Source organism: Arthrobacter sp. TmtSoilC48 (genome assembly GCF_059739425.1).
Map to the genome: position 1 here is coordinate 3365669 of NZ_AP046049.1, position 16118 is coordinate 3381786.

At 62.0% G+C, this 16118-nt stretch carries 11 protein-coding genes; 6 read left to right on the top strand and 5 right to left on the bottom strand.

Annotation, left to right across the window (positions count from 1 at the left end):
- The first annotated feature begins 141 nt into the window (after positions 1–141).
- Positions 142–363 (top strand): DUF7455 domain-containing protein, encoded by a 222-nt coding sequence (locus AC6I97_RS15625; RefSeq protein ID WP_021473125.1) that lies wholly within the window; start codon positions 142–144, stop codon positions 361–363.
- Positions 364–571: 208 nt separating this feature from the next.
- On the opposite strand, the gene AC6I97_RS15630 is transcribed toward AC6I97_RS15625, so the two are convergent.
- The 4 genes from AC6I97_RS15630 to AC6I97_RS15645 all read right to left on the bottom strand — a co-directional run bounded on the left by AC6I97_RS15630 (position 572) and on the right by AC6I97_RS15645 (position 5858).
- On the bottom strand, positions 572–1891 hold the full coding sequence (locus AC6I97_RS15630; RefSeq protein ID WP_224167079.1) for an RNA polymerase sigma factor: 1320 nt from the start codon (positions 1889–1891) through the stop codon (positions 572–574).
- Positions 1892–2135: 244 nt separating this feature from the next.
- Positions 2136–3404 carry a DUF4192 domain-containing protein gene (locus AC6I97_RS15635; RefSeq protein WP_224089591.1) on the bottom strand — a complete coding sequence of 423 codons (1269 nt, stop codon included), beginning with the start codon at positions 3402–3404 and terminating at the stop codon, positions 2136–2138.
- Between the two features lie 118 nt (positions 3405–3522).
- Positions 3523–4884 carry an MFS transporter gene (locus AC6I97_RS15640; protein ID WP_224089590.1) on the bottom strand — a complete coding sequence of 454 codons (1362 nt, stop codon included), beginning with the start codon at positions 4882–4884 and terminating at the stop codon, positions 3523–3525.
- Between the two features lie 35 nt (positions 4885–4919).
- Positions 4920–5858 carry a proteasome assembly chaperone family protein gene (locus tag AC6I97_RS15645; protein WP_224089589.1) on the bottom strand — a complete coding sequence of 313 codons (939 nt, stop codon included), beginning with the start codon at positions 5856–5858 and terminating at the stop codon, positions 4920–4922.
- A gap of 334 nt (positions 5859–6192) precedes the next feature.
- Between AC6I97_RS15645 and AC6I97_RS15650 the strand changes: the two genes are divergently transcribed.
- From AC6I97_RS15650 to AC6I97_RS15670, 5 genes are all read left to right on the top strand, one after another.
- Positions 6193–7716 (top strand): leucyl aminopeptidase, encoded by a 1524-nt coding sequence (locus AC6I97_RS15650; protein WP_497945375.1) that lies wholly within the window; start codon positions 6193–6195, stop codon positions 7714–7716.
- A 299-nt stretch (positions 7717–8015) separates the two neighbouring features.
- A complete protein-coding gene (lpdA, locus tag AC6I97_RS15655) occupies positions 8016–9398 on the top strand; it encodes a dihydrolipoyl dehydrogenase (protein WP_224089588.1) in 1383 nt (460 codons plus the stop codon).
- A 114-nt stretch (positions 9399–9512) separates the two neighbouring features.
- The gene (gene sucB, locus AC6I97_RS15660; protein WP_497945376.1) at positions 9513–11285 is read left to right on the top strand and encodes a 2-oxoglutarate dehydrogenase, E2 component, dihydrolipoamide succinyltransferase; all 1773 of its coding nucleotides are present in this window, start codon (positions 9513–9515) and stop codon (positions 11283–11285) included.
- A gap of 177 nt (positions 11286–11462) precedes the next feature.
- The gene (locus AC6I97_RS15665; protein ID WP_224089587.1) at positions 11463–11816 is read left to right on the top strand and encodes a hypothetical protein; all 354 of its coding nucleotides are present in this window, start codon (positions 11463–11465) and stop codon (positions 11814–11816) included.
- Between the two features lie 187 nt (positions 11817–12003).
- The gene (locus AC6I97_RS15670; protein WP_497945377.1) at positions 12004–12432 is read left to right on the top strand and encodes an OsmC family protein; all 429 of its coding nucleotides are present in this window, start codon (positions 12004–12006) and stop codon (positions 12430–12432) included.
- A 131-nt stretch (positions 12433–12563) separates the two neighbouring features.
- Here the strand turns inward: AC6I97_RS15670 and AC6I97_RS15675 are convergent, their stop codons facing one another.
- Positions 12564–16073, bottom strand: a complete 3510-nt coding sequence (locus AC6I97_RS15675) for a S41 family peptidase (protein WP_497945379.1) — start codon at positions 16071–16073, stop codon at positions 12564–12566.
- Between the last annotated feature and the right edge of the window lie 45 nt (positions 16074–16118).

Below are 16118 nucleotides of genomic sequence, written 5' to 3' on the forward strand. Positions count from 1 at the left end.
GTTGCCACTCCCGGAAACCGGCATTCTACTTCGTTACGTTACGCACATGTGATACGCGGACAGCGAAAGTGATCCATCCTTGCCATGGTTCTGCTCCGAATACTGGTTATATGGATGTACAGAACTACTAAGGAGGCCGACATGACAACAGCAGTTGCAGACCGCACACTGAACGCAGCTGACCGATGCGATCGTTGCGGGGCTCAAGCATATGTCCGCGTTGTACTCGAGTCCTCCGGCGGTGAGCTGCTGTTTTGCGGCCACCACGCACGCGCAGTTGAGGCCACGCTCCGGCCCCTGACCTCCGACTGGCACGACGAGACCGAGCGCCTCAACGAGAAGGCACCCGTCCCGGTCGATTAGACAGGACTGGCGGTAAGGCCGGACACTATCCAGCCACATCACTTCGAGCAAGAACAGGGCTCCTCCCATCCGGGAGGGGCCCTGTTTCGTTTGAAGCCATTGATCCGCATTAGTGACAAAGTGCCCGAAACAGCATTGGCCCGGTCGGATACTCCGACCGGGCCAATACCGTTGTCAGTGGACCTCTTTAGTCCACCAGGACCTCTTTTTAGTCCAGGTAGTCCCGCAGGACCTGCGAGCGGGACGGGTGCCGCAGCTTGGACATGGTCTTGGATTCGATCTGGCGGATGCGCTCACGGGTAACGCCGTAGACCTTGCCGATTTCGTCTAAAGTCTTAGGCTGGCCATCGGTCAAGCCAAAGCGCATTGCTACGACTCCGGCCTCACGCTCGGACAGGGTGTCCAGAACCGAGTGCAACTGCTCCTGGAGGAGCGTAAAGCTCACGGCATCAGCCGGGACAACAGCTTCAGAGTCCTCGATGAGGTCACCGAACTCGGAGTCGCCATCCTCTCCCAGCGGCGTGTGGAGCGAAATCGGTTCACGGCCGTACTTCTGGACCTCCACGACCTTCTCAGGCGTCATGTCCAGCTCCAGCGCCAATTCTTCCGGCGTAGGTTCACGGCCCAGGTCCTGAAGCATCTGCCGCTGGACACGGGCGAGCTTGTTGATGACTTCCACCATGTGCACCGGGATGCGGATGGTGCGGGCCTGGTCAGCCATGGCGCGTGTAATGGCCTGGCGGATCCACCACGTTGCGTACGTGGAGAATTTGAAGCCCTTGGTGTAGTCGAACTTCTCCACGGCGCGGATGAGGCCCAGGTTGCCTTCCTGGATGAGGTCCAGGAAGAGCATGCCACGGCCGGTGTAGCGTTTGGCCAAGGAAACAACGAGGCGAAGGTTGGCTTCGAGCAGGTGGTTCTTGGCCCGCTTGCCATCGTGGATAACGAATTCAAGTTCACGCTTGAGCTTCGGGTCCATGGAACCGTCGTCGGCGTTGATCTTTTCTTCGGCAAACAGGCCGGCTTCGATGCGAAGCGCCAGATCGACTTCCTGTTCAGCATTCAGCAGGGCGACCTTACCGATTTGCTTCAGGTAGTCCTTTACGGGGTCAGCCGTGGCACCGGCCGACATGACCTGCTGGACAGGGGCGTCGTCGTCATCGGCGTCCGAGTAGACGAATCCGGATCCGGAGGGCGCTGCCTTGTCCTTGCCGGTTCCGGCGCCGTCCTCGACATCGTCGTCTCCGACTTCAACTTCCTCAGCTGCTGCGGGATCGAAATCTTCGTCCTCGACAACCACTTCTTCGGCGTCGGCCTCGGGGTCCGAAGACTGGTTCGCGGCTTCGGCCGCGGCCTTGGCGCCGGGCTTGGGTCCACGCTTCTTTGGTGCCGGCTTGTCAGAGGTGTCCTCTGAGGCCTTGGTGGCAACACGTGTCGCCGCACGCTTTGCCGAAGTGGCCGCCTTGTTTTCCTCAGCGGACAGTTCGGCCTGGGCGGCGGGTTCCTTCTCGACGGAAGACGGGGTCACAGAAAACCTTTCTAGCGGCGGTCTGTGGAATCACCATGCGGGCAACACCACTATGACCCTGTCAAGTCCGCGATCAATTTCAAATGCGATCGCCGTCTGCAGAGTCACTATGTACAACTGCCAACGACACCGTAATGTTCCCGGATTCCGGGCTCATTACAGGCATTCAAACGCGGACCCAACCGGGTCTCGGCATCCATTGTCTCACGGTTTTATGAATCCCACGCTTGATGAAGCGTAATGGCTACCGAAGGGATCCTTTGTAGGTTCCCCATGCGGACTCTGGACGGCTTGCCCAAGCGCAGATGCTTCCTTGCCCGAGAACCTCGTCCAGCAATTCGGCGAGCCTGTAGCCAGGGCTGGCCGAATTGGCGCGCGTCAGGCAGGCGTGTGCGACGGATCCACTGCCCTTGCACCAGGCAATCCAGCCTTGCAGGGTCAAGGCAGCAGCAGCTACGTCCCCCATTTCTCCCTGGACACACAAGTACGACAGGACGCGGTGCAGGGCATCAAGCTGCCCCCAGTCAGGAACAGCTGGTTCAACACCTAGAAGGACGTCTGCGTAAGCAAAGATGCTGAGCACCCCTTTTGCTTCATAGGCCTTGCCAGCCCCTTCCCGGGTGTCCGTCGGCGGCAATGCCAGCTCTCCGGCGTCGAAAGGAAGTGGGTCGGAATCATCGTTCCTGCTGCATAATCCGAACGCTGCTGCCCCGGCCTTCGCGGAACCGATGCCAGCAGCCGCCATGATCATTACGGCGTCCCGCCATCCGGGGACGCCGAGGGTCGACCTGAGGAAACCCGCGAGTTGCGGGGTTGGCAAATCTGCCGGTTCACTGTCGGGATGGATCCGGGCGTCATCCAGCACCTGGCTCCACACCTCCAGTACGGCATCAAGGCATTTCCCACTTCGCCAGGACGTCCTCATGCGCTGTGCAAAATCCGATTCGGCTTCCGACACTGCGGGGTCCAGGGCACCGGGACGTCCGGGAACGGGTGGATTTTGCCTGCTCCTCGGAGAAGCCCCGATGGTGCTGCCTCGATAGACCATCTCTGCACTGAGCCGGCTGTTCCTGATGCGTTCTATCGGCAGGCCCGGCACCGGGCAGCACTCCTGGTCGGCGCAGAATGCGCCGCGCCAATACTCAGGACCAACCAACCACGCATCCCGGACAGGCAAATCAGCGTGGTCAAGTGTTTCGTGAAGTTCAGCCAGCAGCGGGAGTGTTCTGTGGACAACCATGCCGTCGTCCCAACCGTCGTCGGTGTAAAGGGCAAGCACCACGCCGTCGGCAAGGGTGTCCGACGCCAGGTAACGACGTACATGCTCCGCAAAGGCAGCAAGCACGCGGCCCGAAGCCCGGGCCGGCAGGTCGACGCGGAGAGCGGCCCCGAGCGTATTCCCCTGCATCGTGATAGCCACAAGGCTGTCCTCGGGCCAATAGCCCAACAAATGCGGGATGTAACCCAGGATGTCCTCTGGTTGATGGATGCTCAGCGTCTCTTTGGTGGTCATGGTTCAAGCTTGGGCAACGCCAATGGTTGAAAACAGGGACCATCACGCTTATGTGGATAAAGGTGGCCACATCCGGGCAAACACAAAGCTGCCCCGTACCGTAGTTTGGTCCTTGCCGTTATGCCTTGTTTCCTTCATCCGGCTGTGCACGGGCGGCACGCCGGCGCTCAATCCTTTCGCGGCGCTGCCGGGCCAGGGTTGCAGCCAGCGGGGGCACATGGACGCCCTGCTCGGCCATCTGCAAGCGCACCTTCCGGCGGGTCAGCATAATGAGGACCGTCCCGATGCCCAGCAGGACAAACTGGACGCTGAGGGCTACACGGAAGGGATCAAGGCCGTACAAATCCCCGCCTGAGAATCCGCTCGCGTTCAGGACGTCCAGGACCAGGCCAATGAGGTAGATCGCCACCAAGGCAGCGATGAACCCACCCACGTTGACGATCCCTGTCGCGGTACCAATACGGTGGGAAGGATTGAAGGTCCGCGCGAAGTCGAAGCCAATCATGGAGCCCGGGCCGCCAACTGCCAACACCACCACCAGGATCACGAGGAGCCACAGCGGCGCCCGGTCAGGAAGGATGAGGACTGCCGCCCAAGCCAGCGCAGTGGACGCCGTGATCAGCAGGACCATAGCTGAGCGGCGCATTGGGTGTTTGGAGACGAACCGCCCAAATCCAGGCCCCGAGACGATGGCGGTTGCTACGAACAAAGCCATCAAAGCTGAGACCGTTCCCGCATCAAGTCCCTGGGCGGAGAGAAGGAACGGATAACCCCATGTCATCGCAAAGAGGTTGCCACTGAACTGGACGGTGAAATGGCTCCACAAGCCAAGCCGGGTGCCTGGCTGCTTCCAAGCGCGGGAAAGGGAAACTCCGGTAGCCCGAAGACCCTGCCCGGTTTCCCGCGGCGGATGACCGGGAGGCTGGTCCCGCAACAGCACGAGGACCAGGATGACAGCCAGCACGGACATCGCCGCAAGTGACATGAATGCCGGCGTCCAGCCGGCAGAGTGTAGAAGCAAGGCGAAAGGCACCACGCTGAAGAGCTGGCCCAACTGCCCGCACATTCCGGTCAGCTGGGTAACCACGGGGACCCTGGCCGGACTGAACCACAAGGGAACCAGACGGATGACGGAGATGAATGTCATAGCGTCCCCGGCTCCCACAAGGACACGCCCCAAAACACCTCCAGGGATGCTGTCGGCGAAAGCGAGCTGCAATTGCCCCAGTCCCATCAGGATGGCACCGCCGGCAATCATGACCCGTGATCCAAACCTGTCCACCAGGACGCCTACCGGAATTTGCAAGCCGGCGTAGACAAGCAACTGCAATACGGTGAAAAAGGAGATGGCCGAAGCACTGGCATGGAAGCGTTCTGTTGCTTCCAAACCCGCGACACCAAATGAGGTTCGCTGTGCTACGGCCACCAGATAGGCAAAGACGCCGATCGTCCAGATGAGCCAGGCGCGGGGAGCAGTCACTCCTCAATTATGCCCGCCAACGGTTCAAAGCTGATTTATTGAGGCGAGTCTTTACGCGCCAGGTATGCCTCCACTGCCGCCCCGATGTCCTCCGCGTTGGGCAGTTCGTCGTTCTCATCGGCGAGCAGCGAACGCCGGACGATGCCCTCGGATTTCTCGTCGTACCGGGCCTCCAGGTTGGCGACGACAGCCTGCACTTCCTCCGAGGCTTCAATCTGTTCCGCAATCTGGCGGCCTACTTCCCTGCCGGCCTCCCGGAGCCGGTCAGTGGGAAGCATCAGGGAGGTTGCCGCCCCGAGGTACTCCAGCCCCGCCACCGCCGCTGGAGGATATTCGGCCTCGGCGAGGTAGTGGGGCACGTGAATGACGTAACCAGCCACATGGCGTTCGGCCTCGGTGAGCCGGAGTTCGAGGATATGGCCAATGGCGGCCGGAACTTCGACCGTTGGCTTCCAACTCGAAATGCCTTCGATAAGTTCGGGCCGGTTGCCGTGGACGGTGACTCCCACTGGCCGCGTATGCGGTACGGGCATGGGAATGGAATGAATCCACGTGACCAGGTTGACGTCGAGCTTCTCCACGATTCCGACGACGGCACGGGAGAACCGCTCCCACTGCAAGTCGGGTTCGAAACCGGCGAGCAGGAGGAACGGTTGGCCCAGCCCGTCGGCGAGCTTGTAGAGCGCCAGCTTGGGTGCCTGATAGTCCTGCAAATGGTCTTCGACGAAGCTGATGTGGGGACGCCGCGAGCGGTAGTCGATGAGCTGGTCGGCGTCGAACATGGCTACCACTTCAGCGTCGAGCTGGTCCAGGAGTTCCGCGTTGATCTGCCTGACCACATGACCGGCATCGGCAAAGCCCGTGAAACCCATGACCATATTCAGCCCCCGCAGTTCCGGGCTGTGGAATATCTCGATGTTGCTCGCGTAGAGCGCCTCGGGGTCCAGGAGGGAGCCGGATATCCGTTCAAACACGGCATGTTCCTTTCGCAGTGGCAAAGTTCGGTGCCCCCATGCGCCACTGGTCATGGCGTCGCTGACTCCATGAATGTGGTGTGGGGACTCTGTGTCTCTTTGTACAACGCTGCACCTCCAGTAGGCATTCCTGCCCTTGGTGTGCCGCAGCTCTCATTTAATTGCTGTCAGCAGCCTGCGAGAGACTACGATCGAAACGGGCCGACGTCCTTTGCGACGCTGGACCTGAAGACCAAGGCCGCCGTCGGTACAGGACGTCGGGCGCGTACCGGGGCAGGCCCGCCAAACATGCGGCCCCGCCATGCAATGCAGAGAGAAGTGAGGAAACATCCTCGTGGTCAAGACTACTGACATCATCCTCGGCGTCATCGCCAAGGACCTGAAAAAGTCACCCAGCGACGCACTTGTGATCGGAGTTGCCCAGGGCTCGGACGGGCCAGTGCTGCTGGAGAACCCGCTGAGTGCCAAGGCCGCCGAATCCGTGCAGGGATCACTGAAACTCCTTGGAGTTTCGGGTGCCCCCGACCAATCGCACCGCCTTCCGGGTCTGCCGGAAACGGGCTCGGGGATCCTGGTCCTGGCAGGTGTGGGCAAATTGTCCGAGGACGGCACTATCCCGGAAGAAGCGCTGCGCCGGGCGGCAGGGTCCGCGGTCAGGCAACTTGCCGGAGTCCCCTCAGCTACCTTGGCGTTCCCGACGGCGTCCGTCACGGACGTCGCAGCAGTCGCCGAAGGTGCCGCCATGGGCGCCTATTCCTACACCGAACACCGTTCCAGCAAGGACGGGCTCAAGGACCCGGTTGCCAAGGTTCTGATCTTCACCGGCGTTGACGCCAAAACTGCCCAACCTGCACTTGACCGGGCATCAGTACTGGGCAGGGCCGTCAACGCAACGCGTACGCTCGTGAACCAGCCGCCCAGCCATCTGTACCCCGAGTCGTTCGCCGAATCTGCCAAGGAACTCGCAAAGGGTCTTCCCGTAAAGGTGACCGTCTGGGACGAAAAGCGCCTGGAAAAGGAAGGCTTCGGCGGCATCCTCGGCGTTGGAAAGGGTTCAACCCGCCAGCCACGCCTGGTCAAGGTCGAATACGCTCCGGCGAAGGCCACCCGGAAGATCGCGCTCGTTGGCAAGGGCATTACCTTCGACACCGGCGGTATCTCCATCAAGCCCGCCCTCGGCATGGGTGACATGAAGAGCGATATGGCCGGCGCCGCCGTCGTTCTTAATACGGTCCTTGCGATCGCCTCGCTCGGCCTGCCCATCAAGGCGACCGCGTGGCTCTGCATTGCGGAGAACATGCCCTCCGGCGCCGCCCAGCGGCCCGCCGATGTCCTCACCGTTTATGGCGGAAAGACAGTCGAAGTCCTGAACACCGATGCCGAGGGCCGCTTGGTCATGGCCGATGGCCTGGTGGCCGCGAGCCTGGAAATGCCGGACGCAATCATCGACGTCGCAACACTCACAGGTGCCCAGCTCATCGCGCTCGGATTGCGCACGGCAGGAGTGATGGGTTCCGATTCCGTGACATCAGCGTTGAAGTCCGCCGCTGACAGGGCAGGCGAGCTTGTCTGGCCGATGCCGCTGCCCGAGGAACTGCGCCCCAGCCTGGACTCCCAGGTCGCGGACCTTGCCAACATCGGCGAACGTAACGGCGGAATGATGACGGCCGCCGTCTTCCTGCGTGAATTCGTGGGTAAGAACGGCGACGGCCAGCAGATCCCCTGGGCCCACGTCGATATTGCCGGCCCATCGTTCAACAACGGCAGCCCCTACGGGTACACCCCGAAACAAGGAACCGGATGCACAGTCCGTACCTTGGTGGCCTACGCAGAGGATCTGTTGGCAGCCTCCGCGTAAGCAACCCACTCCACTGCGGTTAAGACGGACAGTGCGGGTAGGGCGGATGGGTCCGCGCTACCCGCACAACCCCGGAATTATGCGGTGTGTAGCGCTGTGTCACAAGTGAACGTGAGTCTGGACACAAGCGCTCCACAAACGCCCGTGGAGGGTGGAGCATGGGTAGGTGGTTCGCTAAGGTGAACTCGATAGTCACAAATGCAAGAGAACTTAGGTGCTGGCATAATCACGGCAGAACAAGTTCCAAAGACCCGATGACACGCAGTCCCGTGTCATCATTCACGCGAGGGAGCGTTTTAGTGGCCGATCAGGCAACTGCGCAAGAATTCGACATCCTGGTACTCGGTGGCGGCAGCGGCGGCTACGCCACGGCTTTGCGGGCCGTACAGCTTGGGTTCACCGTTGGCCTTGTGGAAAAGGCAAAACTCGGCGGAACCTGCCTGCACAACGGCTGTATCCCCACCAAGGCACTCCTGCACTCGGCTGAACTGGCCGATCACGCACGCGATTCCGCCAAGTATGGCGTGAACGTCACGCTCGACGGCATCGACATGTCGGCCGTGAACGCGTACAAGGACGGCATTATTGCCGGCAAGTTCAAGGGCCTCCAGGGACTCATCAAGTCCAAGGGCATCACCGTCATCGAGGGTGAAGGCAAGCTCCAGGGCAACAACACCATCGTCGTGAACGGCACCGCGTACACGGGCAAGAACATTGTCCTGGCAACCGGTTCGTACTCACGCTCCCTCCCGGGCCTGGAAATCGGCGGCAGGGTCATTACGTCTGACCAGGCCCTCACCATGGACTACATCCCCAAGAGTGCGATCGTCCTGGGCGGCGGAGTAATCGGCGTCGAATTCGCTTCCGTTTGGAAGTCCTTCGGCGTGGACGTCACCATCATCGAAGGCCTGCCGTCCCTGGTTCCCAACGAGGACGCCTCGATCGTCAAGAACCTCGAACGCGCCTTCAAGAAGCGCGGCATCAAGTTCACCACCGGCATCTTCTTCCAGGGCGTGGAACAGAACGACGACGGCGTCAAGGTCACCCTTGTGGACGGCCAGACGTTCGAAGCCGAACTCCTGCTCGTTGCAGTCGGCCGTGGTCCCGTCACCGCGAACCTTGGTTACGAAGAAGCAGGTCTGACCATCGACCGCGGCTTTGTCATTACCAACGAGCGCCTCCACACAGGCGTAGGCAACATCTATGCAGTCGGCGACATCGTACCCGGCGTCCAGCTCGCACACCGCGGCTACCAGCAGGGCATCTTCGTTGCCGAGGAAATCGCCGGCCTGAACCCCGCGATCGTCGAAGACATCAACATCCCCAAGGTCACCTACTGCGAGCCTGAAATCGCAACAGTCGGCTACACCGAAAAGGGCGCCAAGGAAAAGTTCGGCGACGACCAAGTGGAGACGCAGGAATACAACCTGGCCGGCAACGGCAAGAGCTCCATCCTCGGTACCGGTGGCATCGTCAAGCTCGTCCGCCAGAAGGATGGCCCCGTCGTCGGCATCCACATGATCGGTTCCCGCATGGGTGAGCAGATCGGTGAAGCCCAACTCATCGTGAACTGGGAAGCCTACCCGGAGGACGTGGCCCAGCTGGTTCACGCCCACCCCACCCAGAACGAAAGCCTGGGCGAAGCCCACCTCGCCCTCGCGGGCAAGCCGCTCCACGGCTAAGTCTTTACCCAAGACAAACGGATAGGGTGCATGCGGCGGAATCTGCCGCATGCACCCTGCCCGGACCAGCAGAATTCATCCGCACAAAAGATCAATAAGGAGAACGGGGACGACATGTCTGAATCCGTTAACTTGCCCGCCCTCGGTGAGAGTGTCACCGAAGGAACCGTCACCCGCTGGCTCAAGCAGGTTGGTGACCGGGTAGAGATCGACGAGCCGTTGCTCGAGGTTTCCACCGACAAAGTAGACACCGAAATCCCTTCTCCGATCGCAGGCGTCATCGAAGAAATCCTCGTCGCTGAAGACGAGACTGCAGAGGTTGGTGCCCCACTGGTACGCATCGGCGACGGCTCCGGCTCCGCCGAACCGGCTGCTGAGGAAGCACCCGCCGCTCAGGAAGCACCCGCTGCTGCCGAGCAGGCTGCCCCCGCCGAAGAGGCTCCGGCTGCGCCGGCTGCTGAGGAGGCCCCTGCTGAGGAAGCCACTGCTGAAGCTCCTGCCGCCTCCGGTGGCGAAGGCCACGAAGTAACCCTCCCTGCCCTGGGCGAGAGCGTTACCGAAGGCACCGTCACGCGCTGGCTCAAGGCTGTTGGCGACACCGTGGAGGTCGATGAGCCGCTTCTTGAGGTTTCCACTGACAAGGTCGATACCGAGATTCCTTCCCCGGTTGCAGGCACCCTGCAGGAGATCCGCGTCAACGAAGACGAAACCGCCGAAGTGGGATCGGTTCTGGCAGTTATCGGTTCCGGCGCGGCAGCCCCCGCTGCGGCTCCGGCTCCCGCCGCTCCTGCCGCTGAAGCTCCGGCCGCACCCGCCGCACCGGCACCTGCCGCCGCACCGGCACCTGCCGCTGCACCCGCTCCGGCTGCTGCCCCGGCACCAGCTGCCGCACCCGCTCCCGCCGCCGCACCGGCACCTGCTGCTGCACCGGCAGAAGCAGGCTCGTCCTCCGAGTCCGGTTACGTCACTCCCCTGGTGCGCAAGCTGGCAAACCAGCAGGGCGTGGACATCGCGTCCGTGTCCGGCACCGGCGTCGGTGGCCGCATCCGCAAGCAGGATGTTCTGGCCGCTGCCGAAGCCAAGCAGGCCGCCGCAGCAGCGCCGGCCGCGGCTCCTGCTGCAGCTCCTGCCGCCAAGTCTGCTGCACCCGTTGTTGCTTCCTCACTGCGAGGCACCACCGAAAAGGCGCCGCGTATCCGTCAGGTCATCGCACGCCGCATGCGCGAGTCGCTGGAAGTCTCCACCCAGCTGACCCAGGTGCACGAGGTCGACATGACCAAGATCGCCAAGCTCCGCCTCAAGGCCAAGAACTCGTTCCAGGCCCAGAACGGCGTGAAGCTGACGTTCCTGCCGTTCATCGCCAAGGCTGTGGCTGAAGCACTGAAGCAGCACCCCAAGCTGAACGCTGCCTACGACGAGTCCAAGCAGGAAATCACCTACCACAACGCCGAACACCTGGCCATTGCGGTAGACACCGACAAGGGCCTGCTGGTTCCGGTCATCTCCGACGCCGGCAACCTCAACCTCGCAGGCCTCGCCGGTAAGATCGCCGACGTCGCAGGACGCACCCGCGACGGCAAGATCGGCCCGGATGAGCTGTCCGGTGGTACGTTCAGCATCACCAACATCGGTTCTGTTGGCGCACTGTTCGACACCCCGATCATCAACCAGCCGCAGGTAGGCATCCTGGGTACGGGCGCAATCGTCAAGCGCGCAGTAGTGGTGGCCGATGAAAACGGCGACGACTCGATTGCCATCCGCTCCATGATGTACCTATCCCTCACCTACGACCACCGCCTGGTGGACGGCGCGGACGCCGGCCGTTTCCTCCAGACACTCAAGGCCCGCCTTGAGGAAGGTGCTTTCGAAGCAGATCTTGGCCTCTAGGCCAAAGCGTTAGCAGGCGCCCTCCGTACGGAGGGCGCCCCATCAACCAAACGGGGCAGGCTCCGGGGAAACCCGGCGGCCTGCCCCGCTTCGTTGTCCGTTGTGTCAGTCGCGCTGTTTGCCCACCTAAGCGTGGCTTTGCTACGGGACGTAGAACCAACTGGATAAGCTGGGGCCATGAGTATTCTCTTCAGCATCCTGGTGTTCCTGCACATCGTCGGCGCAGCCATGATTGTGGGCTACTGGATTGCCACCATCAAGACACCTACCGTCCACCCCCGCCAGCGGGATGGCGCATTCCTTCAGCTGCTCACAGGCATTGCCATGATGGGCCTCCTGCCACTGATGCCGGATGCGGATCCCAACTACTTCAAGCTCGGCATCAAGTTCGCCATCGGCGTGGCTGTTGCTGTTCTTGCCGTGATCGGCTCCCGCAAGGTCAAGAACGGCGAACCCGTCTCCACCGGCTTGGCTCACGGTGTTGGCGGACTGGCCCTGGTGAACATCGCCATCGCAACACTCTGGAACTGAACCTACGCAGAAGCAGCCTGCCCGCCTTTGTCGGGCGGGTAGGCTGCTTTCTTCAAGGCAAGCCAGGGGTCACAATCCACTCTCAGCGGAATGACAGTGCAGCGCAGCCGGCAAATCCATAGGATTGATCCCGGTGGCACCCGGCGATGGCTGGTTGCCGACGCACAAACGACCCCAAGGAGTGGACATGGCAGCAACACGCACCGCACACACGGTTTGGAACGGCAACCTGATCGAGGGTGCTGGAAACACGACGCTGGATAGCTCAGGCCTGGGCACGTTCGATGTCACCTGGAAGGCACGTACCGAGCAGTCCGGCGGCAAGACCAGCCCGGAAGAACTGATCGCTGCAGCGCACTCCGCGTGCTTCTCCATGGCCTTCAGCAACGAGCTCGCACAGGCGGGCTTTACCCCTGAGGAAATCCAGACCAAGGCCGACGTGACCTTCGTTCCCGGCACCGGTATCACCGGCAGCCACCTGACGATGACCGCCAGGATCCCCGGCATTTCCGAAGAGGAATTCCGCCGTATCTCCGAAGCGGCAAAGACCGGTTGCCCTGTTTCCGGTGCGCTGGCCAGCATCGACATCACGCTGGACGCAACGCTCGAAGCATAGCCTCGGGCTTCGCTTCACAGCACAAAAACCTCATTACAAGCAAAGGCCCCGCGACCTCCCTTCAGGGAAGGCTGCGAGGCCTTTGCTGTTGCCGGCTTAGTGCAAAGCCAACCGGATCTAGCAGCGCGCTGCTAGCCCTCCTGCGGACGGGCGGGCAACGGCGCGGGCCGCACCTGACGATAGCCTTCACGCAGCGGCGGGCGGTCAGTAGGCAGCTCCTGGATCATCTCCTTAAGGGCACCAATGCCATACTCGAGTTGCGGATCGCTGCCTGCGGCATAGGCGTGCGGCGGGAAGACCACCTCGATGTCCGGCTCCACACCGCGGTTTTCAACATCCCAGCCGATCCCACCGCCAAACCACGTAGCGTAGCGGGGCTGCGTCACCCCGGTGCCGTCGGCCAGCGCAAAACGGTTGTCAATGCCCACCACGCCACCCCATGTCCGTACCCCAATGACGGGACCGATGCCCCTCAGTTTGGACACTTGGGTGATGATGTCGCCATCTGATCCGGCAAATTCGTCTGCCAGGATAATCACTGGACCCCGCGGAGCATGGTGGGGATAAGTCCGTGGCTTCTCGCCACGCGGCATACTCCACCCAGTGACCTTCCGGCCAATGAGCTCAGCCACGAGTTGCGAGGTGTGGCCCCCACGGTTACGCCGTACGTCTACGATCAACCCGTCCAAGGCCGTTTCGGTGTCGAGGTCACGATGCAACTGTGCCCAACCATTGGCCATCATGTCCGGGATGTGCAGGTAGCCGAACTTGTCGCCGGATGCCTCACGCACCGTGCGCCGGTTGGCCCGGACCCAGTCCTGGTAGCGCAACCGCTCCTCGTCCGGGATGGGGACAACGGCAACGCGGCGCTGGGCACCCGCAGCTCCGCCATGTCCTGGCCCATTCAAGAGTGTCAATTCAACAGTTCGCCCTGCTGCACCCACCAATTGCATGGCAGGCGTCAGCGCCGCGGAAAGCTCGACGCCGTCAATCGCCAGGAGGACGTCGCCCACCTTCGCATCCGCGCCGGGACGCGTCAAGGGCGAGGTTGCTAGGGGATCGGAAGACTCTCCAGCCAGGATCCGGGTTATCTCCCAGCCTTTGCTGCCGAGCTGCAACTCAGCGCCCAGCCTGCCTTGACCATTGCGGCCAGGTTCAGTCACAGCGGCGGGCCGCACATAAGCATGCGAAGTTCCCAGTTCGCCGTGGATCTCCCACAACAGGTCCACGAGGTCGTCGTGGGACCCCAGGCGGTCCACGATCGGACGGTAGCGTTTGTAGACGGAATCCCAATCCTGCCCAGCCATGTCCGGCGCCCAGAAGAAGTCCCGCTGCAGGCGCCATGCTTCATCAAAGGCCTGGCCCCAGGCAGCCACGGGATCCAGGATCACGCGGATCCTGTTCAGGTCCACTTTGACCAGTTCCCCGGATTCCTCGTCCACCTTGCTGTCTGAGGGAACTGACATGATTTGCTTATCAAGGACGTAGACAACCCTCTTGTGATCACCCGACAAGCGGTAGCTGTCCACAGCAGGGACGAGGGTGGTCTCCTTGCGCTTGGCAAGGTCAAAACGCACCAGCGACGGGGCTGTCTTCTTGTCCTGCAGAGTGCCCTTTCCTTCACCGGTGACACCGGATAGCTCAGTATCAAGCCATAGCAGCGCTCCGTCGGCGGCAGCGAGTCCGGAGTAGTTTCCCTGTGGCACTGGAACCGTAATGACCCGGTGTGCAAGGCCTTCCGCGTCGACCCGCACAACTGGCGCGTCGTCGTCGTCGTGCTTTGCTGTTGTAGCCTGCGCGTCCTCAAGGGTGTCCACGGACGGCCCGAAAGGAGACGGTGTATCAGCGGCCAGAGCCAGCAGGTACGGCTTGATCGGGCTCGGGAAGGAAAGGTCGAACGAATGGCCGTCATAGACGGGGTCGAAGCTCCTGTTGGACAGGAACGCAAGGAACTTCCCGTCGGGGGTGAACCGGGGTGATTCATCGCAGAAGCGCCCGTCGGTGGCATCGATGATTCCGGCGTCGGATGCCGAGGGCCTTGCCAGGCGAAGTTTGCTGCGGGAACCGAAGGACGTCACAGGCTCAGACCAGGCAAGCCACTGCGAATCAGCGGACCACGAGAATTGATCGACGCTTCCTTCGCCAATACTGACCAAACGAGTCAATGCCCCGGAAGCGGTGTCGGCTACGAAAACGTCGCCGAAAGCCGTGCCGATGGCCAGCCAACGGCCATCGGGGCTGGCCTCCAGTGCGCTCGTCCTTGTAGGTGCGGGGAAGTCCAGCCGGAGATCGCCCGCTTGATCATCTCCGCCCGGTGCGCCAACTACGGCCGTTCCCCCCACAGTGTCGGGTGAGGGATCTGCGTGGGCGGCTTCGTCGGAGGGTCCGGCCGCCTTGCCCGTTTCAACGGATTGGGTGGCTGGCTGGTTTGCGGGGGAACTTGCCCCCACGACGTTGGATGCAGAGACCGGCTTGGGGAGTCCGTCGGCTTCACCGGAAACAACAGCGGGTTCGGTGGCCTTCGGCACCTGAACAACTCCGGACAAGCGTGCGGCGATGCGCTTGACATACAGAGCCTCCACTCCCCCATGGTCGGCCACATAGGCGATCCGGCCATCCGTCAAAGGACGCGGAAGGCGGGCCCGGACTCCCGGCGTCGCTTCGACCACCCGCGATGGCCCGTCCTTATGCCGGAGCCAGTGGATAGTGCCGTGTGACTCCACGGCGCTGGCTGTTCCTGCAACGTTCGGAAATACATCGCCCAAATGCGCGGATGCTTTCAGCGGGGCGGGACGCCGCGCCGGTGATGCGGAGCCGAGCGTGATCTCCAGCTTCACCGCTTCAGCATCGGCATCAAGCGAGGGCAGAATCCAGAGTTCACCGGCGGATTCGAAGATTATCCGCTGTCCGTCCGTGCTGGCATGACGAACATAGAAATCCTCATGGTCCGTGTGGCGGCGCAGTCCTGACCCGTCAGGAAGAACGGAGTAGAGGTTTCCGTAGCCTTCGTGGTCTGAAAGGAAGGCGATGCGCCCCTGGATCCACAACGGGTCCGTCAGGTTGCCCTCAATGTCGGGAATCAAGCGCTCGAACTCACCGTTGCCATCTGAGTCGATCCACAACTTGCCGCCAGTGCCACCCCGGTAACGCTTCCACCAAGCCGGCTCCCGGGAAAGGACGCTCGCCAGGACGACGGGCTTCTCATCACCGATTTCGGGTCCAAAGGCAACGCCCTCCACCGGTCCGAAGGGAAGTTCGACGGCGGCACCTCCCTCCAGGGGGAGGCTATAGGCGTACGTGTGCCGGCTCTCGGACTGCTGGAACGCGCTGGTCACCAGGACGTTCCCCGCAGGAGTGAAACCCTTGACCCGGGTTGTGGCGTGTCCAAAGTAGCTCAGCTGCTTGTACCCGCCACCGTCGACGTCCGCGGTGACAACCTCCGGTGAGGTACCAACAACAGCAGTCCACACCAGCCGCTTGCCATCAGGAGTGAAGCGGGGGTTCCTTGCCGGCATTTGCTGGGACGAGACACGCCAGGCGCGGCCACCTGAGACGGGGGCGATCCAGATGTCGTCTTCGGCCACGAACGTGACCAATTCGCCATGCACATGCGGGAAACGGAGGTAGCTGGAGGAGGTCATTGTTCGATCATAGTCAAGAGGCGCCGTGGCAAGAGGCACCCGCCC